This window comes from Planococcus sp. TJ-302 (assembly GCF_058268455.1).
Window position 1 is genome coordinate 118,091 of sequence record NZ_JBZDOI010000004.1, and the last position, 23,926, is coordinate 142,016.

Consider the following 23,926-nt stretch of genomic DNA (forward strand, 5'->3'; position numbering starts at 1 on the left):
ATCTTATTTCGCTTTCAGCCGTCAAGGATTTAGAAAAAAATCCTGAAAGCACACTGGCTATCAGGATTCTGCTTGTTGGCGCATGGCCATCTGTTCAGCTGTAAAAATGATTTTCATGGGGTTGCCGCCAGCAAAAGCTCCGGCAGGCACATCTTTATGGACCAATGTTGCAGCGGAAACAATAGCGCCGTCGCCGATTTCTACACCCGGCAAAATCGTACTATTGGCTCCGATGAGCACTTCGTCTCCTATTATTACTTCCCCCAAACGATATTCTTTAATCAAGTATTCATGCGCTAAGATCGTGGTATTGTAGCCGATCACTGAATTTCTTCCGATTTTGATTTTTTCCGGAAACATCACATCCGGCATTACCATCAACGCAAAAGAGGTATGTTCACCGATCTCCATGCCGAGAAAATTTTTATAAAGCCAGTTTTTCATCGGCAAAAACGGCGTGTAGCGTGCCGTTTGGATTACAAGGAAATTCTTCGCGACTTTCCAGAACGGCACGGTCTTGTAGATATGCCAAAGCGAATTGGGTCCGTCAACAAAATGGCGCTCCGTCTTTCTCATCGGATTGCCTTTTTCGGGAGCCCACAGGAATCGTCAACTAAATTGGTCATGTCGATACCGCCCCTTTTTGGTTTTGTTCCGCCCTTTTCCATAAATAAGAGATGAATATGGTCAAAATCAGCGCAGTCGCCACACGAATTGCCAATAACGGCCAAATTGGAATGCCTAGCGGAATGAAAATCAGCGTATCTTCCACAACGGCGTGGCAAGCAATGAGGAAGATGAACACAAGTGTCGCGTCTTTGCGGCTGACGCCATCTTCCTGTACAGCTTGGATCATGACGCCTGCACCCATCGCTAGCCCGAAAATGAGGCCTGATGCCAAAGTGACTGAAGCGTTCTTCTGGACACCCAATAGCCGTGTCAACGGCCCCATGCCTTCCGAAATACGCTGCAAATAATGCTTGTCTTTTAATACCTGGATCATGATCATTAACGGAATGACGATCAGCGCTAGCTGCAGTACACCAAATGATGCTTTTTCAAGGCCTAAGAGGAAAATGCCTCCCCAGCCTTCCGGCGTTGCCGCTGCTGGAGGCGCAAAGCCGTATTGCGCGGTTTCCCCGCCGCCCTTCCAGAAAAGGTTGATGACGATCCCCGACAAAGCAGCTAAGCCGAAGCGCACTGTCAGCACAACCCATAATTTAACGCCGACTTTCAACGCTACACCGGTTTCGATAAAAATATTATGTGAAAATGACAGCATAACCGCCAGGATGAAAACTTCTTTGACAGTCAGCTCTAATGACAAAATACCGGCAATCCCCGCGTACAGATTCAACGCATTCCCAAGCACAAGCGGAATCGCCGCATCGCCGCTGAGCCCGAAAATGCCCATCAGCGGTGCAACCAAATCAATGATGAACGGCAGCACCGGCGTGAATTGCAGCATCGTCACTAAGAGTGTGATTGGGAAAATGATCTTCCCTAAAGACCAAGTGGTTTTCAGGCCGGCAAGAAAGCCTTTTTTCATTGTCTGCATTCCATCTCTTCTTTCTATTTATCCAAATAATGTGGAGGATTTTTTAATTTCACTCTGCGGTAAACGATAAAAGCGACGCCAATAACAATCGCGGCGACTGACACCAATTGGGCAGCGCGCAGCTCGCCGATGACGTATAAACTGTCTGTCCGCATGCCTTCGATAAAGAAGCGGCCAACGGAATACCATATCATATAGAAGAAAAACATTTCGCCGCGCACCAGATTGACCCGGCGCAGCAATAACAGGATGATGATTCCCACCAAACTCCATAGGGATTCATATAAGAAAGTCGGATGGTAGTAAACCCCATCTATGTACATTTGATTGATAATCCAATCAGGTAGGGCTAAATTCTCCAAGAAACTGCGGGGCACTTCGCCGCCATGCGCTTCCTGGTTGATGAAATTTCCCCAACGCCCTACTGCCTGGCCGATCAAAATGCTCGGAGCCAAAATATCCGCTACCTTTAAAAAAGGTGTATTGCGGCGCTTCGTGAAAATATAAGCAACGATTACCGAAGCGATAAGCGCTCCGTGGATAGCGATTCCGCCATTCCAAATGGCGAAGACTTCAGCGGGATTATCTTTGTAATTTTCCCATTCGAACATGACATAGTAAATGCGGGCGCCTACGATCGCGAGCGGCACTGCCCATATCAATAAATCCGTCAGAAAATCCGGGTGAAGCCCCCGCTTGACCATTTCACGCTGGCCGACCAAAAATGCGATGACAATGCCCGCCGCGATGATGACGCCGTACCAGCGGACTTCGATCGGACCCAGCGTGAACGCGATCGGATCTATTGAAGCTAAAATTGAAAACATCCCTTGCACCTACCCATTCCGTTAATTTTTATCTGCTGCAAGCACGTCATCCAAGCGCTTCGAAAACTCTTCCGCCGCATTGACGCCCATGCGTTTCAGGCGATGGTTCATCGTCGCCACTTCAATAATGACCGACAAGTTGCGTCCAGGGCGGACAGGAATCGTCAGCTTGGTCAAATCGGTATCAATGATGCGCATCTTTTCTTCTTCCAGCCCTAGCCGGTCGTAAGTTTTTTCGGCATCCCATATTTCGAGGTCGATGACCAGCGAGATGCGCTTGAATGTGCGCACAGCGCTCGCGCCGAACAGCGTCATGATATCGATGATGCCGACTCCGCGGATTTCAAGCAGGTGTTCAATCAGCTTCGGCGGATGGCCGATCAAGGTGTTCTCGCCTTCTTGGTGAATCTCCACGCAATCGTCCGCGACGAGGCGATGGCCTTTTTTAACGAGCTCCAGCGCAGTTTCACTTTTCCCGACGCCGCTTTTTCCAGTGATCAATACCCCGACGCCGTAGATATCAACCAGCACACCGTGCATCGCTGTTGTTGGAGCAAGTTGGCTCTCCAGGTAATTCGTCAAAATGCTCGAAAAGCGCGTCGTTGACATTTTCGCCGAGAAAACCGGCACATGCCGTTTGCTTGAAGCGTCAACTAGCTCCTCTGGTACTTCCATATCATGCGCGACGATAATCGCCGGCGTGTCGTCCGTGCACAATTTCATCATACGTTCGATGCGTTCATGCGCTTCTAAAAGCGCGAAGAACGACAGCTCCGTTTTCCCCAAAAGCTGGACCCGGTTAGCCGGATAATGCGTGAAATAGCCCGCCATCTCCAGTCCTGGCCGTGAGATGTCGCTGATTGGAATATGGCGCCCCAGCCCTTCCTGGCCGCTGATCAGCTTTAACTCGAACGTGTCCATCACTTGCTTCGCTGTAACTTGTCCCATGTTCTCCCTCATTCCTTTGCGCCAGTAAATCCAAAAGCCTTTTGAAAATTCTTTCATCATTCTGGCGGTTTGCTCCTATTTTAACACGTAACTTTCCAATTTGACTGTTTTCCTGTCCCCTTTCTGTCCTCGCCTCACTATATAGCGGGTAAAAGGAGGTTTTAGTTTGAAAATTATCATTGATGCTGGGCATGGACCCAATACCGTAGGCAAGCGTTCCCCCGATGGCCGCCTTCGCGAATTCTATTTTAACTCGGCGGTCGCTGATGAAGTGAAAAAGAGACTCTTGCTCGATGGCCATACGGTCATTTTCAGCCACCATCCTGAAGTAGACGTGCCTCTCCATGAACGGACCCAGTTGGCGAACCGGCTGAAAGCCGATCTGTTCATTTCTATCCACGCCAATGCTGCCGGTTCCAGTTTCAATGGCGTGAGCGGCATCGAAACGTTTATCTACAGCCATCCACAAACCGCTTCTAAAGGGCTTGCGGAAAGGGTCCAGCTGGCATTGTGCTTGTCTGTTAAACGACCCGACCGCGGCCTGAAAAAAGCTGATTTTGCTGTGCTGCGCGACACGCATATGCCAGCTATCCTTGTAGAATGCGGTTTTATGACAAACCGCGAAGAACTGGCGTTATTGCAATCGGCCGTATACCGAAGGCGCTGTGCTTGCGCCATCGCCTTCGCCGTCAATTGCTATGAATCCAATTAAGCACGCTGCCAGCCTTCCGGGAAATTTGCCGGAAGTTTTTTTTGTGTGGCTATTTTATCTGCACCCTTCGGTACGCCAGCATTTCCCGATTCTGCTACACTTGTGTAAACGAGCCAACTTTAAAGAGGTGCATTATGAAAAAAACCATCGGAATCCTGGCACATGTCGACGCCGGAAAAACCACTTTCTCTGAACAATTGCTGTTCAATACAAAAAGCATCCGCCAGCGTGGGCGCGTCGACCACCAAGACGCTTTTCTCGACAGCCACGAAATCGAAAAACGCCGTGGTATCACAATCTTTGCGGACCAAGCGGAGATTCTCTTCAACGGCTCCACCTATTATTTGATCGACACCCCCGGACACGTCGATTTCTCTCCTGAAATGGAACGCGCCATCCAAGTGATGGATTACGCGATCCTTATCGTCAGCGCAATCGATGGCGTCGAAGGGCATACTGAAACCGTGTGGCAGCTGTTGCAGAAGCACAAAGTGCCAACGTTCTTTTTCATCAATAAAACAGATCGCGATAATGCCGACCCCCTGCGGGTGCTGGAGGAAATCCAAAAGTCGCTGAGCCCTGACGCAATCGATCTTACCGAAGCTTTCCCAAGCGATGTGATGTCTGAAGAATTGATTGAATTTATTGCTGAGCGCGACGAGGAATTGCTCGAACGCTATATGGACAGCGGATACGAACCGGCCGTATGGATGGAAGCTTTGAAAATTTTGATCAGCGCCCGGCAAGTGATGCCTGGTTGCCACGGATCCGCATTAAAAGATCAAGGGGTCATGGAGTTTTTCGAGCTGCTTGACGGATTGACCGCTACGGCATATGAAGAAAAACAAGCTTTTTCTGCACTAGTTTATAAAATCCGCCACGAGCCTACTGGCCAGCGCGTCACGTTTTTGAAGATTCTCAGCGGCCGCCTGCAAGTCCGCGATGAAATCGCTTATGGTGCGGATGGCCGCAAAAAGAGTGAAAAAGTGACACAGCTTCGGCGTTATACCGGCGAAAAGTTTACAGCGGCAGAGTCGGCGAGCGCCGGCGAGCTGATTGCTGTGACCGGCCTGTCAGAAGCTGCAATTGGCGACGGCCTTGGCACGCTAAGCTCACATCCTTCTTATCTTACTGCTCCTGCATTGCAATCAAAAGTGAAATTTTCTTCTTCGGTTCACCCTAAAGAGATGCTCAAAGCTTTCCAGCTTCTCGACGCCGAAGATCCTTCACTGCACGTCGAGTGGGATGAACATTTCCAGGAAATCCACATCCTGGTCATGGGCGTCATCCAACTTGAAGTGTTGGTCCAAATTGTACAAGAGCGCTTTGGCTATACGGTTTCATTTGCACAGCCGAAAATCCTCTATAAAGAGACGATTGCGAAGCCAGTCATGGGCTACGGCCATTTCGAGCCGCTGCGCCATTACGCGGAAGTGCATCTGAAAATCGAACCAGCGCCGCGCGGCTCTGGTATCACCTTGGCTAACGAATGCCACGCGGACAATTTGTCCACCGGGCACCAGAACCTGATTCTCCATCATTTGCGGGAGCGCGGCCATCATGGCCTTTTAACAGGTTCGACGCTGACCGATATCCACATCACCTTAATGACTGGGCGCGGCCACAACGAGCACACATCGGGCGGAGATTTCCGCGAAGCGGCTTACCGCGCCTTGCGCCAAGGACTCGAAAAAGCGGAAAACCGTCTTCTGGAGCCTATTTACCGGTTCAAAATCAAAGTCGACACCGACCATATGGGTAAAGTCCTTTCGGATATCCAGCAAGCGCACGGTTCCTTCGATGCGCCGTCAATGGCTGATGGGAAAACGGTCATCGAAGGTTCGGCACCCGTCGATTCGTTCATGAATTACGCCACTGAATTCGCTTCTTTCACCCATGGCAAAGGAATGCTCAGCCTCCTGTCGGGCGGCTATGATTTCTGCCATAATGAAGAAGAAATCATCGAAAGAATCGGCTATAACAAAGACGCCGATCCGGAATACACTTCCACTTCCATTTTTTGCACCAAAGGGCAAGGCTATAAAGTGCCATGGGACCGAGCGGAAGCCGCAATGCATTGCTTGTAAAAATCGGATGGAATGAGGGATGGCTAATGTACGAGCAGAAAACGAAGGAAACGGACGCCGACGTCATTGAATTCATCGAAAGCGTCGAGAATCCAAAGAAACGCGAAGACGCTTATAAACTCCTGCAGATTTTCGAGGAGACCAGCGGCTTTAAAGCAAAAATGTGGGGGCCAAGCATTATCGGTTTCGGTTCCTATCATTATGTCTACTCGACTGGCCATTCCGGGGATGCCCCGCTAGTCGGCTTTTCGCCACGCAAGGCAAAAATCAGCTTGTACATCACTACAGACGACCCGGACCGGACCGCTTTGCTTGAGCGCTTCGGCAAGCATACCAGCGGCAAATCGTGTGTCTACATCAACAAAACAGAAGATGTCGATTTGGACGTCTTAAAAGAATTGATTGTCCAGTCCATCGTTTTTTTGCAGCATTTGTATCCGCCCAATAAATAAAACAACCCAGCAAGAGCTTAATCGCTTTTGCTGGGTTGTTTTCATTTTTTCAACAACGGTTCGATTACTTCGGGAACGCCTGCCATTCCAAGGATTGCCAAAAAGCTCTTTTGAATCGCCAAATGGCCGTTTTCTGGATCATGCCATTCTTCAAGCGTATGTGCGCCGCCGAATTTTCCGCCGAGCCCCATCGTGACAGATGGGATGTTCAGGCTCATCGGGTGATTCGAATCAGTGCTGCTTGGCACGCCGAGATCCGGCTCTTTGCCGATCGCTCTGACCGCCGCTGCTGCAATCTGCACAATCGGAACATCAGCCGCTTGGCTTGCCGGTGACCGGTGCCCGAAACGATGAATGTCCACCGTCAGCCGGCCGTCTTTCCAACGCGCATTTTCATCCGCTGCCGCTTTTTTAACAACAGCCAAAAATTGCTGTTCCAGTTTTTCCAGTTCGCCTTTGTCATTAGAGCGCAAATCGACGGACATGCTCGCTTCCTGGGCAATCGCGTTGACGGACGTTCCGCCGGTTACCTCGCCGACAGAAAATGTGGTTTTGGGTTCCGACGGTGTTTCAAGATCTGCAATGGCTGCAATGGCACGGCCTAAAGCATGGGTTGCGCTTGGTGTGCCAAACGCCGCAAAGCTATGGCCGCCCGGGCCCTTATATGTAATCGTATAGCGGAAACTGCCTGTCGCCTTGTAGATGATATGATTGTCGCCTTCGCCATCGAGCGAAACAAAACCGTCGATATCGTCGTGCTCGGCAAAAAACGCTTTGACCCCCCGCAGATCGCCAGCTCCTTCTTCTCCCACAGTGCCGCCAAATATGATATCGCCGCTTGTGCGGATGTCCACTTCATTCATTGCCCGGACCACTGCCAGTAATTCTGCAAGCCCTCGGGTATCGTCGCCGATTCCCGGTGCGTGGAGAACGCCGTCCTTTTGGTGCACGGTTGTGTCAGTGCCTTCTGGAAATACGGTATCCAAATGCGCTGAAACGAAAATCTTCGGCCCTTTTTCCAATCCGCGGCGCACACCGAATACGTTCCCTTCTTCGTCCATCCCTACATCTTCCAGCTGCAGACCTTGCAAGCGTCGCATAAATTCTTCCGCCCGCTGTTGCTCTTTGAACGGCGGAGCCGGGATTTCGGTCAGTTCAATCTGTTCTTTCACTGTACGCCCATGATCTCGCTCGATGAACGCCAAGCCTTTTTCCACTGCCTCTAATTTTGTGAGTTGCTCGAATGCTTTTGTCACTTCCGGTGTGATCATTAGTTTTTCCATTGCGCTTCCCCTCCATCATATATTGGTCCGACAGCTACTCTCTGCAAGCCGCAGCCCGATTTCCGTGGTATTCCTCCATAGGAAAAACCGGCATGCTTGCACATGCCGGCCCATTCTTGTTAATCAATTGTGAAATAGCGAACGAGGACGGATCCTGTTTTCGTTTCGCCGTAAACCAAAAGTGGTGCTGCTACCGGCTCTCCGCTTTCTTTGCTGAAACGGATCGTTTTTTGCATAAATTGCCCTTGTTCATGTGTGTATTCAACATCCGGCAGCAAAAGATCCATTTTGCCGAGGTTCGACGAAACTTCACCGCTCAATGGCAAGTGGGAAGGAATGTAGATTTCCACATTGCCTGCCAACGTCTTCGCTTCCACTTTGCGTGCGTCTTTGCAGCGGGAAGTGACCACAATATTGCCGTTAAGCGATTTCGCTTCGGCTTTTTGGATATCGCCGTCGACGTAAATGCGGCCATTCAACGTTTCTGTTTCCAGATCCTTGCCTGTCACTTCTTGCACTTGGATTGCGCCATTTGCCGTTTCCAATTCAGCGGAGTCGAATACAACATTTTTCATGTCGATTTTTCCATTTGCCGTTTTGACCTTCAAAATGGCCGTATCGATGCGCTTGATGGCGAAACCGCCGTTGAACAAGCGTGCAGTGATGTGTTCGTAGGATTTCTCCGGAACATACAATACAACGTTCACTTGAGTCGTTTTCATATCGCTGATGATGCGCAATTTCTGGCCATCGCCAATAAAGACGAATTTATCAAGAAAATCCTCTTTCGCCTGCGTTTCCGATTCTGCACGGTACGCTTTCACACTGCATTCCGCGCGGATGGAATCGTCCTGTGAAGGGAAAATTTCCAATTGGCCGTTCGCAATATCAGCAATGATGTTCGTGATGTCCATGTTTTCCAAGCGGAATGTATGGTGGAATTGCAGCGCTTCGCCGAATGGCGAATCGAATTCCATCGTTTTCAATTTGCCGACTGAACTTTGCATGAATTCCATCATACGGTCGCTCAATTGGTTCAAGTCTTTTGAAACGTTTTTCGAAAAATCTTTCGTGAAATCACGAGAGAAATCTTTCGAGATTTTTTTGACCATGTCTTCTGGTCTGAAGAAGCCACGTCTGCCGCGTTTTTCCCGGTAATCATCACGGCCGTAAGAGTCATTGCGTGAAGACTGGCTTCCGCCGCCATCAATCGCTTTTAATAGCTCAACTGCTTCCCTCGCCGAAATTGTGCCATTTTCCACCATGTCCAAAATGCGTTCTTTTTCGCTTTGCATGTGTTGCGGCCTCCTCATGATCGGTTTCGTGAAAAGCGCGAGCTAAACCCAAACCGAAATTAGTATTCTTTTAATTGATACGTCCAGCACGCTAAAAAGTTTCATTTCGCTGCTTTTTTCTTGCGCGTGGCTTTTGACACCAGTGTTTCCATCCGTGCGCGATCGCGTTCAAGGATCGGTTTCAAATACTTGCCGGTATAGGAATTTTTCACTTCGGCTATTTGTTCCGGCGTTCCTGCTGCCAGAATGGTTCCGCCTTTGTCTCCACCTTCAGGACCCAAGTCGATGATATGGTCGGCCGTCTTGATGACATCCAAATTATGCTCGATCGTCAACACAGTATCGCCGTTGTCGACAAGGCGCTGAAGAACTTTCAGCAAGCGTGAAATGTCGTCCGCGTGAAGGCCGGTCGTCGGTTCATCCAGGATATAGAATGATTTTCCGTTTGAACGTTTGTGCAGCTCTGAAGCCAGCTTCACTCGTTGTGCCTCGCCGCCGGACAAGGTCGTCGCCGGTTGGCCCAGCGTGATATAGCCCAAGCCTACATCGACGATGGTCTTCAGTTTGCGGTTGATTTTCGGGACGTTCTCAAAGAATGCGTACGCGTCTTCCACGGTCATTGCCAAAACATCCGCAATGTTCGTGTCTTTGTATTTCACTTCCAGCGTTTCCCGGTTGTACCGTTTGCCATGGCAGACTTCGCATGGCACGTAGACATCCGGCAGGAAATGCATTTCTATTTTAATGATACCATCTCCCCGGCACGCTTCACAGCGTCCGCCCTTGACATTGAAGCTGAAACGGCCTTTTTTATAGCCACGCACTTTCGCTTCGTTCGTCATTGCGAAAACGTCACGGATATCATCGAACACACCGGTGTAAGTCGCCGGATTCGATCTAGGGGTCCGTCCGATCGGTGACTGGTCAATGTCGATGACTTTTTCGAGCTCGTCGATGCCCTCCACCGATACATGATGCCCAGGCTTCGCTTTTGCCCGGTTCAATTTATGGGCCAATGATTTATACAGAATTTCGTTGATCAACGTACTTTTACCCGAACCTGAAACGCCCGTCACCGCAGTAAACAGCCCAAGCGGTATGTCGATATCGACATTCTTCAAATTGTTCTGGCTCGCTCCGCGGATTGAAATCTTGCGCCCATCAGGGATGCGGCGCTCAGATGGCAACGGGATGAATTTCTTGCCGCTCAAGTACTGGCCAGTCAATGACTTCCGGTTCTTCATGACTTTTTGCGGCGTACCCGCTGCAATGATTTCGCCGCCGTGGACGCCTGCGCCCGGTCCGACATCGATCAAATAATCCGCTGCAAGCATCGTATCTTCATCGTGTTCGACAACAATCAGCGTATTTCCGATATCGCGCATATTTTTCAAAGTACTGATGAGTCGGTCATTGTCACGCTGGTGCAGGCCGATTGAAGGCTCATCCAAAATGTAAAGTACGCCGGTGAGCCGTGAGCCGATTTGCGTTGCTAGGCGAATCCGCTGCGCTTCACCGCCGGACAATGTGCCGGAAGCGCGGTTCAACGTCAAATAATCCAAGCCGACATTGATCAAAAAGCCGACCCGTTCGCGAATTTCCCGCAAAATAAGCTTGGCGATCGCCATATCTTTTTCGGATAGTTTCAGATTCTTAAAGAACTCGTCCGCTTCAATGATGGAGAATTCGGATACGGTTCCGATATGCAAGCCATTCACTTTTACGGATAACGATTCGGGTTTCAAGCGGTAGCCTTCGCAAGTCGGGCATGGCTGTTGCCCCATGAATTTCTCCATTTGTTCCCGGATATAATCCGACGATGTTTCACGGTAGCGGCGGTCAACGTTCGACAGCACGCCTTCAAAATTGATGTGGTTATCGCGGATTTGCCCGTAATCGTTCTCGTAGCGGAAACGGATTTTGTCTGAGCCAGAACCCCGCATCAAAATATTGATGTGTTCTTCCGGCAGATCGCTTACTGCAATATCCATGTCGATTTTATAATGTTTGCAAACTGCCTGCAGGAGCTGCGGATAATATTGGGAGCTTGTCGGCTGCCAAGGAACGATGGCCCCTTGCTTTAAAGACAAGTTCCAGTCCGGTATCACGAGTTCAGGGTCCACTTCCAGTTTATGGCCTAAACCGTCGCATTCCGGACATGCGCCAAACGGTGAGTTGAACGAAAACATGCGCGGCTCCAATTCGCCGATTGAAAATCCACAAATCGGGCAAGCATGGTGTTCACTGAACAGCAATTCTTCTTTTTCCATGACATCAACCAATACGCGTCCTTCAGCCAGCCGCAATGCGGATTCAAGTGAATCACTGAGGCGCGGAGCGATATTGTCTTTCATGACGATCCGGTCGATGACCACTTCAATATTGTGCTTTTTGTTCTTATCCAAGTTGATGTCGTCATCCAGGTCAATCAATTCGCCGTTGATGCGTACTCTGACATAACCCTGTTTTTTAATGTCTTCCAAAAGTTTCACGTGTGTTCCTTTACGCCCGGAGACGATTGGAGCAAGAATCTGCATTTTTGTGCGTTCCGGATAATCCACGATCCGGTCAACCATCTGTTCGATGGTCTGTGATGAAATTTCAATGCCGTGGTTCGGGCAGATCGGTTTCCCGACCCGCGCATACATCAAACGCATATAATCGTAGATTTCTGTCACTGTCGCGACTGTGGAACGCGGATTCTTGCTCGTTGTTTTTTGGTCTATTGAAATAGCCGGGGACAGCCCTTCAATCAAATCCACATCAGGCTTATCCATTTGCCCTAGAAATTGGCGCGCATAAGAAGACAGCGATTCAACGTACCTGCGCTGCCCTTCCGCATAAATCGTGTCGAACGCCAATGAAGATTTTCCGGAACCTGATAATCCCGTCATGACAACGAGTTGGTCGCGCGGGATAACAACATCTATATTCTTTAAATTATGTGCGCGTGCGCCTTGTATGCGTATCTCTTGGTTTTTCAAGTCTAATCATCCTTCCGCTTTCAATTCAAGCACTGTATCGCGCAATTCAGCCGCGCGTTCAAAATCAAGCGCTTTGGCCGCTTCTTTCATCTCTTTTTCGAGCAGGGAAATGAGTTTTACGCGCTCTTCTTTCTTGAGCTTTTTGCCCGAAACCGCTTTTGACACATATTCTTCGCCTTCTTCTGCAGCCTCTGTGGCGCGGATGACGTCGCGGATTTTCTTTTGTATTGTAATCGGCGTGATGCCGTGTTCTTCATTATAATCAGCCTGGATTGTGCGCCGGCGCGCCGTTTCATCAATCGCTTTCGTCATCGAATCCGTCATTCTATCGGCATACATGATGACATGGCCATTCGAATTACGTGCGGCGCGGCCCATCGTCTGAATCAATGAACGCTCAGAGCGCAGGAAGCCTTCTTTGTCCGCATCCAGGATCGTCACGAGCGACACTTCCGGAATATCCAGCCCTTCACGCAGCAAGTTGATGCCGACTAGAACGTCGTAGACGCCCATACGCAGTTCACGGATGATTTCGATGCGTTCAAGTGTTTTGATCTCGGAATGGAGGTAATTGACTTTGATCCCCGCTTCTTTCAGATAAGCGGTGAGGTCTTCCGACATTTTCTTGGTCAACGTCGTCACCAAGACCCGCTCGTTGCGGTCTGTACGCTGGCGGATTTCATCCATTAAATCATCGATCTGCCCTTCGATTGGGCGCACTTCGATGGTCGGATCCAGGAGCCCTGTCGGCCGGATGATCTGCTCGACCATTTCCGGCGTGTGATCAAGTTCATATTGCCCCGGCGTCGCTGACACGAACACCGCCTGATGGATATGCTCCTCGAATTCCGTGAAGGTCAACGGGCGGTTGTCCATCGCCGAAGGCAGGCGGAAACCATGGTCGACGAGCACTTTTTTGCGCGCTTGGTCGCCATTGAACATGCCGCGCACCTGCGGCAGCGTGACGTGGCTTTCATCGACCACCAACAGGAAATCTTCCGGGAAATAATCGATGAGCGTATAAGGCTGCGCGCCAGCCGGGCGCAGCGTCAGATGCCTTGAATAGTTTTCGATGCCTGAGCAGAAGCCCATTTCGCGCATCATTTCCAAATCGTAGCGCGTTCGCTGTTCCAGCCGCTGTGCTTCAAGCAGCTTGTCTTCAGCGCGCATTTCTTTCAAGCGCTCTTCCAGCTCTTCTTCAATGTTGGCGATCGCTTTGACCATTTTGTCTTCGCGGGTAACAAAGTGGGACGCTGGAAAAATCGCGACGTGTTCACGTTCGCCGATGATTTCACCGGTCAGCGCATCGACTTCGCGGATGCGGTCGATTTCGTCGCCGAAAAACTCCACGCGCAGGCAGCGTTCATCGCGCGATGCCGGGAAGATTTCTACTACATCGCCCCGTACACGGAATGTGCCGCGGATAAAGTTGATGTCATTGCGCTCGTATTGCACATCGACCAGTTTTCGCAGCAGCTGGTTACGCTCGATTTCCATCCCTTTGCGCAGTGAAACCACGAGCTCCCGGTATTCTTTCGGAGAACCCAGGCCATAAATGCAAGATACTGAAGCAATGACGATGACGTCATCGCGTTCGAACAATGAACTCGTCGCCGAGTGCCGAAGTTTATCGATTTCATCGTTGATACTGGCATCTTTCTCGATGAACGTATCGGATTGCGGCACATAAGCTTCCGGTTGGTAATAATCATAATAACTGACAAAATACTCAACTGCATTGTCCGGAAAGAATTCCTTGAATTCACTGTACAGCTGACCAGCCAAGGTCTTGTTGTGCGCCATCACGAGCGTCGGCTTTTTCACTTGCTGGATGACGTTTGACATTGTATACGTCTTCCCTGTCCCTGTCGCTCCGAGCAGCGTCTGGCATTTCTTGCCGTTGATGATTCCTTGTGTCAGTTCGGTAATTGCAGCCGGCTGATCGCCCGCAGGCTCATAGGGTGCCTGAAGATTGAATTCCTGTTTCATGGTTAATGCCCTCCGTTCGTTCATTGTCTCTATTTTATCATATGCCCTAAAAATACCCTAACAAAAAGCGAACGTATGTTTTTTCACTATTTCTTTTGGATCTACAGGTTGGCAGGGAAGAACCAATCCTGCTTCAAGGGGCGCCTGCACTGCGTAAACGTGCAAAAAAATGCATCGGACTAGGTCCGATGCATTTTTGATAACATTCTATAAAAAGCTGCTTACTCATTCTTCTTCGTGTTTTAGGGTCTTCAATTGCTCGCTATACGTGTTGAATGCTTTACGGTCGTTATTGTCCAGGGCTTCGTCGATGAGGCTCATCAGCTGCTCTTCTTGCTGAGAGCGGTGAACATGCTTCAGGAACAGATCCAAATAGATATCGTTCAGAAGTTTTTCCGCTTCGGTCGCTTTCTTTGTTTGAGCCATCGCTTTCATGAAATCAGCATAAGAATAATAGTTTTCCATTCTTCATCACCCCGAATGCTTTTCATTAGTATACAATATAAATTCTGAAAGAACAATCGTTTTTTGAAAATTCTAATGAAATAGAAAATATTTTATTTTCCGTAGTAAAGCCTTTGCTAATTTGCATTTTTTCCTTATAATGTTATATGTATAGTAAATTTGAGGGGTGTATAATTCATGAGTAAAAAGAATCATCAGCTCTTATCATATACGGTGTGCAGCAATACCTACGCACTTCTGCCGTATATTGACGGCCACAGAAACTGGACGCGGGTCATTGAAGACCGCAGCGAATTCATCGTAGAGGAATCCGTCTATAAAATCATCAGCTCTTCGTGCAGATTTTACAGGGGATCCCTCGAAAGCGCCACCCTCTATTCCCAGAAAGCGATCCGGGTCAAACATAAACCTCCTGTCATCATTGGGGAATATTACGGCAGCCCACTCATTTTCTTTCCTACCCATTCACCGAAGAACCGTGATTCGGTCTGGTTCAATTTTGATGCAGTCGAGTTGATCGACAGCGAAGACACCATTAAAGGAAGCCTTGTACACTTAAGCAACGGCATAAGCGTACCACTCGACGTGTCGCCCATCGCCCTCAGAAATCAGCATTCGTTTGCCGGTTCGCTGCGCCGCTTTTTCAGGAATTCCCAACAAATCCACAAGCAGCAGATGGTCTATTTGACGAAACGGCGGTATCCGCCCCGCGCTCAGCATCCGATGGATTGACCGCCGAAACTTCAGCCGCTGTTCATATTGAGGCTGGTGGACCTGGTCAAATCTCCCGGTGTGCCATCGCCAAATAAATTCGCAGCAGCTCCTCCACTTGATTGCGTAGGCGCAAATTCAAATAGCGCCTGTGATCTTCATAGCCCCCATGGTAAAAGACATATTCAGTAAAGGTATCATCGCCTGTCCCCTTCAGCATTTTCATATGCTGCTTGCGCATATGGATGTTCGTTTCCTTCAGCTCCCTCTGAACTTTCCGAATCGCTCCATCCACCAATTCAACATACGGCCTCTTCAACTTAAAAGGACCCTGTTCGAATAATGCACGGTCGCGCTCCAGAATGATCAGCACCATCGGCAAATACATCGCTTTTTCAAAATAGACGATTTCCTCTTGTGAGATTAACGGCATTCTTAGCACCTCCTCAAAAAGGGAACGTTTGTTCTTATTTTTAATTTTAGCGCCATTTCCTAAAATTGCAATAGCCTCCGTCAAATAATCCTTTCTGGAGTTTTATTTAATAAGTTGAATTAAAGAAGTAACTCATTTAAAACTGCTTCGGACGCTTTGGGTAAGGCTAGGATGATTGCTCCTGCGCAAGCTCGTCGCAAAGGAGTTGCCAAAACTTACTGGCACCTCCTTGGCTCTCGCAAAAAGCCAGGCAAAGAACGCCTGTCTTTCTGCTAAAAACCTTCTGCTTCTGCATCGCTGCGCTAGCTTCGAAGCAAAGGAAATGGACCAAATTCCATTTGGCCATCTCCTTGCCTAGCCCTTGGCCGCACCTTCGCTGGTAAGCTCTTTGAAAAATAAAGAGCTTAGTAGGTTCTGCTATTTTTGTAGACACGGAATAAAATTGCGGAAACTTCAGTAAGACTCTGTCCCTGTCTCTGTCCCTGCAACGCTGCGCTAGCTTCGGGACATGAAAAAACGTTGCATCGCTTCGCTAGCTTCGAGACAAAGACATTGGTCTCGCAGGCTGCGGCCAATGTCTTGCCCGCGGCAAGCGAGGCAGTTTTGCGCAGTACTAATAAGAAGAATCATAATTCAACTCGCATGAATACACCCTTGCCATGAAAAAAAGAGCTATCCGGAAGTCTGTAAAACAGAATTCCGGACAGCTCTTTTCATTTAATTGAACGGTAAACCCATAATGATCCGACGAAAAATCCGGAAGACACCCACATGAACGGCTCATGCCAGAACCACACCGAAACCGAGATGCCAGCGAACGACAGGATGGTGAACATGCCGGCAAACATCCGGCTCTGCAGATCGCGCTCATGCTGGCGATTGCGTCCGTCGCGATTTTCGATGTAATGGCGCATCCGCTCCGGCTCTTCCAAATAGCTGATGACTTTCTGCGGCAACACCCGGAATGGGCCCGAGGCGTTCAGCACCCAGCGCAGCACATCACTTTTACCGAAGACAGGCTTGCCTTCTTTTTGGGTCGACGCCCATTCAAGAACGCGCGGCCGCGCCAATGCCAAGAGGTCAATGCCTGGATCCAGGACGTTCAGCACGCCAACAAAGATTGAAGCCGCACGACCGAAGAATGCGAACTCAGCTGGCAGCTGTACCGGTTGTGTCCGGACGATGTTTTGCATGTCCTTGAACAGCCGCTCCACGACAAAGCTGTCCATCTGCATCAGCTCGTCTGATTCGTATGCAGCGACCAAGCGGGAAATCGTATCGGCCAAAAGCTCACGGTTAGCTTGCGGCAATAAGAACCGGAGCTCTTCAAGCGCATCAAGAACCAATTCGTAATTTTTGAAGATAATGCCTTCCGCAATGCGCAGGACAGCCTGTGAATCCGCGGCCGTGATTGTGCCCGTCATGCCGAAATCGATCAGCACAATCGTGCCATCAGGCTTCAGTAGAATGTTCCCGCCGTGCGGGTCAGCGTGGAATTGTCCGCCGTATAAAATCTGTTCGAGGAACAGGATGAACAGCCGCTCCGCGATTTCGTGGCGGTCGATTCCATTTTTTTCAATAAAGGCCAAGTCGGTGATGCGTGCCCCCTCGATCCATTCCATGACAAGGACGCGGCGCGTCGACAAATCATCAAAATAGACAGGAAAACGAATGCCGTCCATTTCGGAAAAACGGTCCGCGAACGCGCGTCCACTTTGCAGCTCCTGAAGGAAGTTCAATTCCGCACCGATCGTTTCGGTCATTTCCCCGAACAGCTGAGTGAAATTGATTTGTTTGGAAAGCGGCGTAAAGGTCTTCATAAACCAGATGACAATGCGCATCGCCTGAAAATCTGCCCGCAGCAATTTCTCAGTTCCCGGGCGCTGGATTTTCACGGCGACAACAGTGCCGTCTTTCAGCGTCCCTTTATAGACTTCTCCTATAGATGCGGAAGCAACCGCTCCTTCAGACAGTCCCGCCAAATAGCTGGAATAAGGGGAATTCCATTCTGTCTCCAACACAGATATGATTTTTTCACGTTCTACTGAAGGCACACGGTCCGTCAGCCCCTCGAGCTCTTCGAGAAAGGACTTTGGCATGATATCTGCCCGTGTTGACAGGAACTGCCCCATCTTGATCATCAGGCCGCCGAGTTTCAGCGCCAATGTCTTGTATTGTTTCGCTTGTTTCGTTACCAGGGTGTTCCATTTCTCCTCGACGAGAGGATTCCAGGCGCCACGGTGGCGCCGTTGGAACAACGTGGCTTGCGTATAAAATTTAACGGCCATGAAGACAATGCGATAAATGCGAATGAATGAAAACTGATTCATGAATGCGTGTCCCCCTCTCTGCGCTTAATTATAGAGCGGGATAGCACAATAGTCCAAAAAATGGTATGTTTTTAGAAGAAGGAAACACTTTAAGGGGGAGAAAAATGGACACAATTCATTACGAACAACAAGGGAACCTGGCGTTCATCACGTTAAACCGCCCTGATTCCATGAACGCCTTCAATTACGATATGCTTGCGGAGCTCGGCCAAGTGGTTGAAGCGATCCGCATCAATCCGGACATCCGCCTTGTTGTATTCACAGGCGCTGGAGAGAAAGCATTCAGTGTAGGCGCTGATTTAAAAGAACGGAAGACGCTGACTGAACAGCATGTAAAACGCAACATTTATAAAATCGGTGAAGTCTTTTCGACAATCGAGAATCTGCCTCAGCCGACGATTGCCATGATCAACGGCTTCGCGTTCGGCGGCGGCATGGAACTTGCGTTGGCGTGCGATTTCCGCATTGTGGCGGATGATACATTGCTCGGCCTAACAGAAACGAGCCTGGCCATTATCCCCGGAGCCGGCGGCACACAACGCCTGCCTCGTTTAATCGGCGAAGCGAAAGCACTGGAATTGATTTTGACGGCACGCCGCCTAAAAGCTGATGAAGCCCTTGCTTACGGAATTGCGACGAAAGTGGCTCCGCGCAGCGAGTTGATCCAAGTAACCGGCCAATTCGCTGACATGATGCTGGCGAACGGCCCAATTGCCCTTCAGCAAGCGAAATTCGCCATCAAGAACGGCATGAACGCTGACTTGCAGACCGGACTTCACATTGAACGCAAAGCGTATGAAATGACAATTCCAACCGAAGACCGCATAGAAGCACTGATTGCATTCGGCGAAAAACGCAAACCCGTTTTCAAAGGAAAATAATGTAAAGCCGGCTGTTGAATTGCGCGACAGAATCGGATGCACGATGTACGAAATCATAGAGCGGAGAAAACGCAAAGCTTTTCCATTTTCATTGATTTTCTGGTGAAACGTGATTCGCGGCTCGCCCCTTTCGATTTCGATGTTAAAGACTACGGGCCGGTCATTTTGCTTACCCCGGTCTGGGCGGGAAAGATTGCTGCGCCAATGCGGACTTTCCTTAAAAGGGAAAAGGCGAACTTAACGGATTATTCCTTTATCACAATATGCAGCGGGGCAAAGGGACAGCGCGAAAAACTGGCCGCTGTAGCCGAGCAGTGGATCAACAACCTGCTGCTCGAAGAAAAGCGCAATAAAATCAAGTATGCAACAGGCTTCAAAGCCGACCGGCTGCACATACAAGAATTCGATGAAAAACAAACTTTTTCATCGAGATGGCACTGCACACAAAAAAACCAAACGCTCCACTCTTAGGCGTGTCCAGACTGCAGGCAAATTCGATTTTCTCGAATTTGCCTGCAGTCTTTTTTTATTGCCGTCTTCTACTTTTTGCTAGTGCCGGTTAACGTTCAAGCAACGCATGTTGATTTCTTACTAGTACCTGTTAATTCTTCCACACTTCATGTCAACGCCGATTTAAGGCCAGTTAATGGATAAGCATTCTCCCCCTATCATTTAAAGAGCTCTTAGCCATAAGCCGAGATTGCCAAAATAGAGAAAAACGAACTACTTTTAATATATTTTTTAAAAAATATTAAATAATAATAGTTCAAATGTATGTGTAAATGATAGAAAAAAGGGTATTTCTTATTAATAAAAGAACACTCAGACACCATGATGCATGCAGAAAATGGAGGTGAATATGATTGTGGCTAAACGCGGCACGCCTTTAAAAAATCAGGTCTGGGCACTCGCCATTTTGAATGCAGCAGATGGATTACTGACGTTCTTTGGAATCACATCCGGTTTTATCACCGAAGCCAATCCATTATTGAGCTCATTCTCTCCAGGTGTTATTTTGGCAATCAAAGTTCTGCTTTCGCTATGCCTTTCCGGGCTTCTTTTCACGCCATTCGTTGACATCCAATCCCGCCTCTGGCTTTACTTCTTCATTTCTGCAAATACACTCTACTCGCTGATTTTGCTTCTTCATATTTTTTGGCTCACCCTTCTTGCCTTATAAAACTCAGGCTCATTGGAAAACGCAAAAAGCCGGAAAACCCCCGATGAAGTTCGGGTGTTTTCCGGCTTTCGTTTTTCTCCTGTTGAGATTGATCAAGCCAAATGCTTTTCCATCCAGCCGGCAATCTGCTCGAGGCGCACAAAGCGCAGATTCGGTTTTCCGGTACGCGACAAATTATGGTCGGCTTCCGGGAAACGGATGAATTCGGTTTCTTTACCCAGGCTCTTAAGCGTCACATACAGTTGTTCTGATTGTTCAATCGGGCAGCGATAATCATTTTCCGAATGCAAAATCAATAATGGCGTCTCTACATCCGCCGCGTATTTCAACGGTGAATGATGCCATAATTTATCAACATCGCCCATGTCCGCACCGATTTGCCAGGGGCTGAAATAATAACCGATATCTGAAACGCCGAAAAACGATACCCAGTTGGAAATCGAACGCTGCGTAACAGCCGCTTTAAAACGGTTTGTTCGGCTGACGATCCAATTCGTCATAAATCCGCCGTAGCTTCCGCCCGTCACGCCCAAACGCTCGGTGTCGATCCAAGGGTTTTCGGAAATCACGGCTTCCAGCGATTTCATGATATCTTCGTAGTCGTTGCCTCCGTAGTCGCCGCGCACGGCGTCGACAAATTCCTGGCTATAGCCATGGCTGCCGCGCGGATTGACGTACAACACGCCGAACCCGCGGGCAGCGAGCAGCTGCATTTCGTGGACAAACGTATTGGCGTACATCGCATGCGGACCGCCGTGAATATTGACGACAAGCGGATATTTTTCACCTTCTGCAAAGCTCTGCGGTTTCATCAGCCAGCCATGAACAGGCCATCCATCGGCCCCTTCGGCAACGATTGCCTCGGGCATGACCAATTCCGTGTTTTCCAAATAAGAGTTATTGAAAACGGTCAAAGCTTCCCGTTCACCGGTAGCGATGGTGAGTTTGTATAATTCCCCCGGATTGACCGGATCGCTGATTGCCGCGACCGCGAACTCGCCATTGCGGGCAATATCAAATCCGTAGATATGCTCCATTTCGGGTGAGGCTGGATACACCGCCCCGTCAAGGGAAGCGAAATACAGCCGGACGTCGCCCATCGTCGAAACCTGGAAGTATAAATGATCATCTTTTGTCCAAACAACTGCGGGTGCTGCGGCTCCTTGTTGATGGTCGGCCACTACGTAATCGCCGACCGGTGCGTCGATGCCTTCAGTCAGGCACATGCTAGTCTTTGAGGCGATGTCGTAGACGGACACCTCGGTGTGTGTCGCGTTTTCGAATTGGCGCGTGCTGCTGATATACGCAAGCTTCGCATCGTCGAATGAGAAAGCGGCTCCATCGAAGGATCCCTCTCCATCCGCCACTGCCGTTTCCGTTTTCGATTCGATGTCATACAAGTAAAGGGGCTGGCGGAAAACGAAATCGAGATTTTCTTCCCGCACCACTCCATACGCCAATTTCGATCCGCCATGCGAAACGGCTTCCAAATTATAATGGAAATTGCCTGACGTCAATTGTTCAATCTCTTTCGATTCAATATCGGCCGAACCGATTTGTCGGTGCTCGTCCTGCGGCACCAAACCCATGCCATCCATCTTGTATTTCATTTGGCTGACAAATATCGGTTGAGGATGTTTCTTGTCTTTGCGGTCTTCTTTGTCCTCTTTATCGGTAAATGTTTTGCCGTCTTTCACCATTGCATCAAACCAGATCCTTTTATTGCAGGGCGACCAGCGGAACGAATTGACGCCTTTTTCGAAATCGGTGAGCGCACGCGCCTCTCCGCCTGTCGCTGGCATTACATACAGCTGGTTCTTGTCGTCTCTTGTCGATAAAAACGCTGCCATTTCGCCGTCTTCTGACCAAGCGGGCGACGAAACGCGGTCTTTGCCGTGCGTCCACTGCGTGATTTTCCCGCTTTGTAGATCGCCATGGAAAAGATGCGCAACGTATGTGTTGTTTTCCTCATCCATCTGCGTACGGACAAATAACAACTGCGTGCCGTCCGGCGAAATATGCGGGTCGGTCACTGATGCCAATCGGGTTAAGTCTTTTATTTCGACTGCCTTTTTCATATGTAAAATCCCCCTGTCGATTTATTTCGAAAAACGTAATAGTTGCTCTTCTACTATAAGTAAAAATGTCTGTCTTTTCAATCAAATAGATGCCGCTGCCTTCTGGACAGTGAAAAAAGCGGCCCAGGCTGGAATAGCCTGGGCCGCTTGAATGGTTATTTGCTCATTGCCTGATCTTTCAATGAACGGCGAAGAATTTTACCGGTCGTGTTTTTTGGCAATTCCTCAAGGATTTCAAAATGGCGCGGCACTTTGTATTTCGCCAAATGCTCGGCGCAATAAGTTTCAAGCTCCGCCGTCGTCACCGAATTGTCTTTCAATACGACATACGCGTTGACTCTTTCGCCGAAATTCGGATCCGGCAATCCGACAACTGCGGCTTCCACAATGCCAGGATGCGCGAACAACACTTCTTCGACTTCGCGCGGGTAGACATTGAAGCCCCCAACAATGATCATGTCTTTTTTGCGGTCAACGATATAGAAATAGCCTTCTTCGTCCACTCTTGCCAAATCGCCCGTGTAAAGCCAGCCATCGCGTAAGGCAGCTGCTGTTTCTTCCGGCAGCTTGTAATAGCCTTTCATGACGTTTGGACCGCGAACGATTAATTCGCCCACTTCACCAACCGCGACTTCTTCACCAAGTTCATTGACAACTTTGTTCTCGACGTTGACGATAGACGTTCCAATCGAGCCCGCTTTGCGTTCGCGGTCGATCGGGTTGAAGCAAGTTACAGGTGAAGCTTCCGACAAGCCATAGCCTTCGGACACGCGTACTTGGAATTTGTCTTCGAAATTATGCAGCAGCGCTACCGGCAAGGCAGACCCGCCGGAAATCGCCAAACGCACCGTCGCGAAGTCTTCGGTTTTCGCATGCGGGAACTGGTACATGAAATTATACATTGTCGGCACTCCGGCGAAAACAGTCGCGCGCTGCGACTTGATCGTCTCGAACACTTCTACCGGGTTGAAGCGCGGCACCAAGATAATTGTAGCGCCGATCATTAGCGGTGCGTTGACTACGACAGTCAATGCGAAAACATGGAATACCGGCAATGTCGCAACAATGCGGTCTTCAGCATTCATTTGCAGGTAAACACCGACATCGCGCGCATTCGAGTAAAGATTTTCGTGCGTCAACATTGCACCTTTCGGTTTGCCCGTAGTACCGGATGTATAAAGGATGACGGCTACATCATCGCCTTGCAACTCGGCGGAACCCTCGAATGCCGGGGAGGCCATCAATAGCTGGGTGAACGAATGCACTTTCGGTTTGACCGCCTCTGGCAGTTGAGCCATTTTCTCGGCCGCCGAAGGGTCGGTTTCGCAGATGATATACGCTTCAACCGACGGCAGTGCCCCATGTGCTTTTTCAACCAGCGGGAGCAGCGCATCAAGTGCAATGACCACCTTGGCGTCGCTATCTTTCACGATGTAAGCGATTTCATCTGGTGTGTAGATAGGGTTGATCGGCACAGCTGTAGCGCCAACCCGCATCGTTGCGTATAAGGCAATCATGAAATGCGGTGTGTTGCTCAGCAAGAATCCTACATGGTCCCCTTTTTTGATCCCAAGCGATTGCAGAGCACCGGCGAATTTTGCGACTGATCCGTCAAATTCTTGGTACGATGTATCTTTCCCCATAAAGTTGTACGCGGTTTTACCCGGATTTTGCAGTGAAATTTCATGGACGCTCTTAACTAAATTCATTTCC

The 23,926-nt window shown here is 49.3% G+C and carries 20 protein-coding genes; 7 read left to right on the plus strand and 13 right to left on the minus strand.

What is annotated here, in order from left to right:
* Positions 1 to 60: 60 nt before the first annotated feature.
* Genes AC4EHB_RS15285 through hprK form a run of 4 tightly spaced genes read right to left on the minus strand, consistent with a single transcriptional unit; the run spans position 61 to position 3,333 of the window.
* Positions 61 to 576 (minus strand): acyltransferase, encoded by a 516-nt coding sequence (locus tag AC4EHB_RS15285; protein WP_490976443.1) that lies wholly within the window; start codon positions 574 to 576, stop codon positions 61 to 63.
* A gap of 46 nt (positions 577 to 622) precedes the next feature.
* On the minus strand, positions 623 to 1,558 hold the full coding sequence (locus tag AC4EHB_RS15290) for a nucleoside recognition domain-containing protein (protein WP_490976442.1): 936 nt from the start codon (positions 1,556 to 1,558) through the stop codon (positions 623 to 625).
* Between the two features lie 14 nt (positions 1,559 to 1,572).
* Entirely contained in the window at positions 1,573 to 2,385 is an 813-nt protein-coding gene (gene lgt, locus AC4EHB_RS15295; RefSeq protein ID WP_490981967.1) for a prolipoprotein diacylglyceryl transferase, read from the minus strand.
* Positions 2,386 to 2,406: 21 nt separating this feature from the next.
* A complete protein-coding gene (hprK, locus tag AC4EHB_RS15300) occupies positions 2,407 to 3,333 on the minus strand; it encodes an HPr(Ser) kinase/phosphatase (RefSeq protein WP_490976440.1) in 927 nt (308 codons plus the stop codon).
* 166 nt (positions 3,334 to 3,499) lie between these two features.
* Here hprK and AC4EHB_RS15305 point away from each other — a divergent pair, with 166 nt between their 5' ends.
* The 3 genes from AC4EHB_RS15305 (at position 3,500) to AC4EHB_RS15315 (ending at position 6,584) form a co-directional block, all read left to right on the plus strand.
* Entirely contained in the window at positions 3,500 to 4,045 is a 546-nt protein-coding gene (locus AC4EHB_RS15305) for an N-acetylmuramoyl-L-alanine amidase family protein (RefSeq protein WP_490981968.1), read from the plus strand.
* A 134-nt stretch (positions 4,046 to 4,179) separates the two neighbouring features.
* Positions 4,180 to 6,132: a GTP-binding protein gene (locus tag AC4EHB_RS15310; protein ID WP_490981969.1), complete on the plus strand. Its 1,953-nt coding sequence runs from the start codon at positions 4,180 to 4,182 to the stop codon at positions 6,130 to 6,132.
* A gap of 26 nt (positions 6,133 to 6,158) precedes the next feature.
* Positions 6,159 to 6,584, plus strand: coding sequence for a DUF1801 domain-containing protein (locus AC4EHB_RS15315; protein ID WP_490981970.1), 426 nt, complete (start codon positions 6,159 to 6,161; stop codon positions 6,582 to 6,584).
* Positions 6,585 to 6,625: 41 nt separating this feature from the next.
* On the opposite strand, the gene AC4EHB_RS15320 is transcribed toward AC4EHB_RS15315, so the two are convergent.
* The 5 genes from AC4EHB_RS15320 to AC4EHB_RS15340 all read right to left on the minus strand — a co-directional run bounded on the left by AC4EHB_RS15320 (position 6,626) and on the right by AC4EHB_RS15340 (position 14,600).
* Complete coding sequence (locus tag AC4EHB_RS15320; protein ID WP_490981971.1) at positions 6,626 to 7,867, minus strand: M20/M25/M40 family metallo-hydrolase; 1,242 nt, start codon at positions 7,865 to 7,867, stop codon at positions 6,626 to 6,628.
* Positions 7,868 to 7,986: 119 nt separating this feature from the next.
* Entirely contained in the window at positions 7,987 to 9,162 is a 1,176-nt protein-coding gene (locus AC4EHB_RS15325) for a DUF4097 family beta strand repeat-containing protein (RefSeq protein WP_490976435.1), read from the minus strand.
* Positions 9,163 to 9,263: 101 nt separating this feature from the next.
* The gene (gene uvrA, locus AC4EHB_RS15330) at positions 9,264 to 12,146 is read right to left on the minus strand and encodes an excinuclease ABC subunit UvrA (protein WP_490976434.1); all 2,883 of its coding nucleotides are present in this window, start codon (positions 12,144 to 12,146) and stop codon (positions 9,264 to 9,266) included.
* A gap of 6 nt (positions 12,147 to 12,152) precedes the next feature.
* Positions 12,153 to 14,135 carry an excinuclease ABC subunit UvrB gene (uvrB, locus tag AC4EHB_RS15335; protein ID WP_490976433.1) on the minus strand — a complete coding sequence of 661 codons (1,983 nt, stop codon included), beginning with the start codon at positions 14,133 to 14,135 and terminating at the stop codon, positions 12,153 to 12,155.
* A gap of 225 nt (positions 14,136 to 14,360) precedes the next feature.
* Complete coding sequence (locus AC4EHB_RS15340) at positions 14,361 to 14,600, minus strand: IDEAL domain-containing protein (protein WP_490976432.1); 240 nt, start codon at positions 14,598 to 14,600, stop codon at positions 14,361 to 14,363.
* Between the two features lie 177 nt (positions 14,601 to 14,777).
* Here AC4EHB_RS15340 and AC4EHB_RS15345 point away from each other — a divergent pair, with 177 nt between their 5' ends.
* Entirely contained in the window at positions 14,778 to 15,332 is a 555-nt protein-coding gene (locus AC4EHB_RS15345; protein WP_135501031.1) for a competence protein ComK, read from the plus strand.
* Between the two features lie 46 nt (positions 15,333 to 15,378).
* On the opposite strand, the gene AC4EHB_RS15350 is transcribed toward AC4EHB_RS15345, so the two are convergent.
* Together AC4EHB_RS15350 and AC4EHB_RS15355 are read right to left on the minus strand one after the other, a co-directional pair.
* The gene (locus AC4EHB_RS15350) at positions 15,379 to 15,744 is read right to left on the minus strand and encodes a YhjD family protein (protein WP_490976430.1); all 366 of its coding nucleotides are present in this window, start codon (positions 15,742 to 15,744) and stop codon (positions 15,379 to 15,381) included.
* 713 nt (positions 15,745 to 16,457) lie between these two features.
* Positions 16,458 to 18,074, minus strand: a complete 1,617-nt coding sequence (locus AC4EHB_RS15355; protein WP_490981972.1) for an ABC1 kinase family protein — start codon at positions 18,072 to 18,074, stop codon at positions 16,458 to 16,460.
* 104 nt (positions 18,075 to 18,178) lie between these two features.
* Between AC4EHB_RS15355 and AC4EHB_RS15360 the strand changes: the two genes are divergently transcribed.
* From AC4EHB_RS15360 to AC4EHB_RS15370, 3 genes are all read left to right on the plus strand, one after another.
* Positions 18,179 to 18,955 (plus strand): enoyl-CoA hydratase-related protein, encoded by a 777-nt coding sequence (locus tag AC4EHB_RS15360; RefSeq protein WP_490981973.1) that lies wholly within the window; start codon positions 18,179 to 18,181, stop codon positions 18,953 to 18,955.
* Positions 18,956 to 18,991: 36 nt separating this feature from the next.
* Positions 18,992 to 19,426 (plus strand): hypothetical protein, encoded by a 435-nt coding sequence (locus tag AC4EHB_RS15365; RefSeq protein ID WP_490976427.1) that lies wholly within the window; start codon positions 18,992 to 18,994, stop codon positions 19,424 to 19,426.
* 388 nt (positions 19,427 to 19,814) lie between these two features.
* Positions 19,815 to 20,135 carry a DUF5658 family protein gene (locus tag AC4EHB_RS15370; RefSeq protein WP_490976426.1) on the plus strand — a complete coding sequence of 107 codons (321 nt, stop codon included), beginning with the start codon at positions 19,815 to 19,817 and terminating at the stop codon, positions 20,133 to 20,135.
* A 92-nt stretch (positions 20,136 to 20,227) separates the two neighbouring features.
* On the opposite strand, the gene AC4EHB_RS15375 is transcribed toward AC4EHB_RS15370, so the two are convergent.
* Complete coding sequence (locus AC4EHB_RS15375) at positions 20,228 to 22,213, minus strand: S9 family peptidase (protein ID WP_490981974.1); 1,986 nt, start codon at positions 22,211 to 22,213, stop codon at positions 20,228 to 20,230.
* A 155-nt stretch (positions 22,214 to 22,368) separates the two neighbouring features.
* On the minus strand, positions 22,369 to 23,922 hold the full coding sequence (locus AC4EHB_RS15380) for a fatty acid--CoA ligase family protein (RefSeq protein ID WP_490976424.1): 1,554 nt from the start codon (positions 23,920 to 23,922) through the stop codon (positions 22,369 to 22,371).
* Positions 23,923 to 23,926 lie beyond the last annotated feature (4 nt).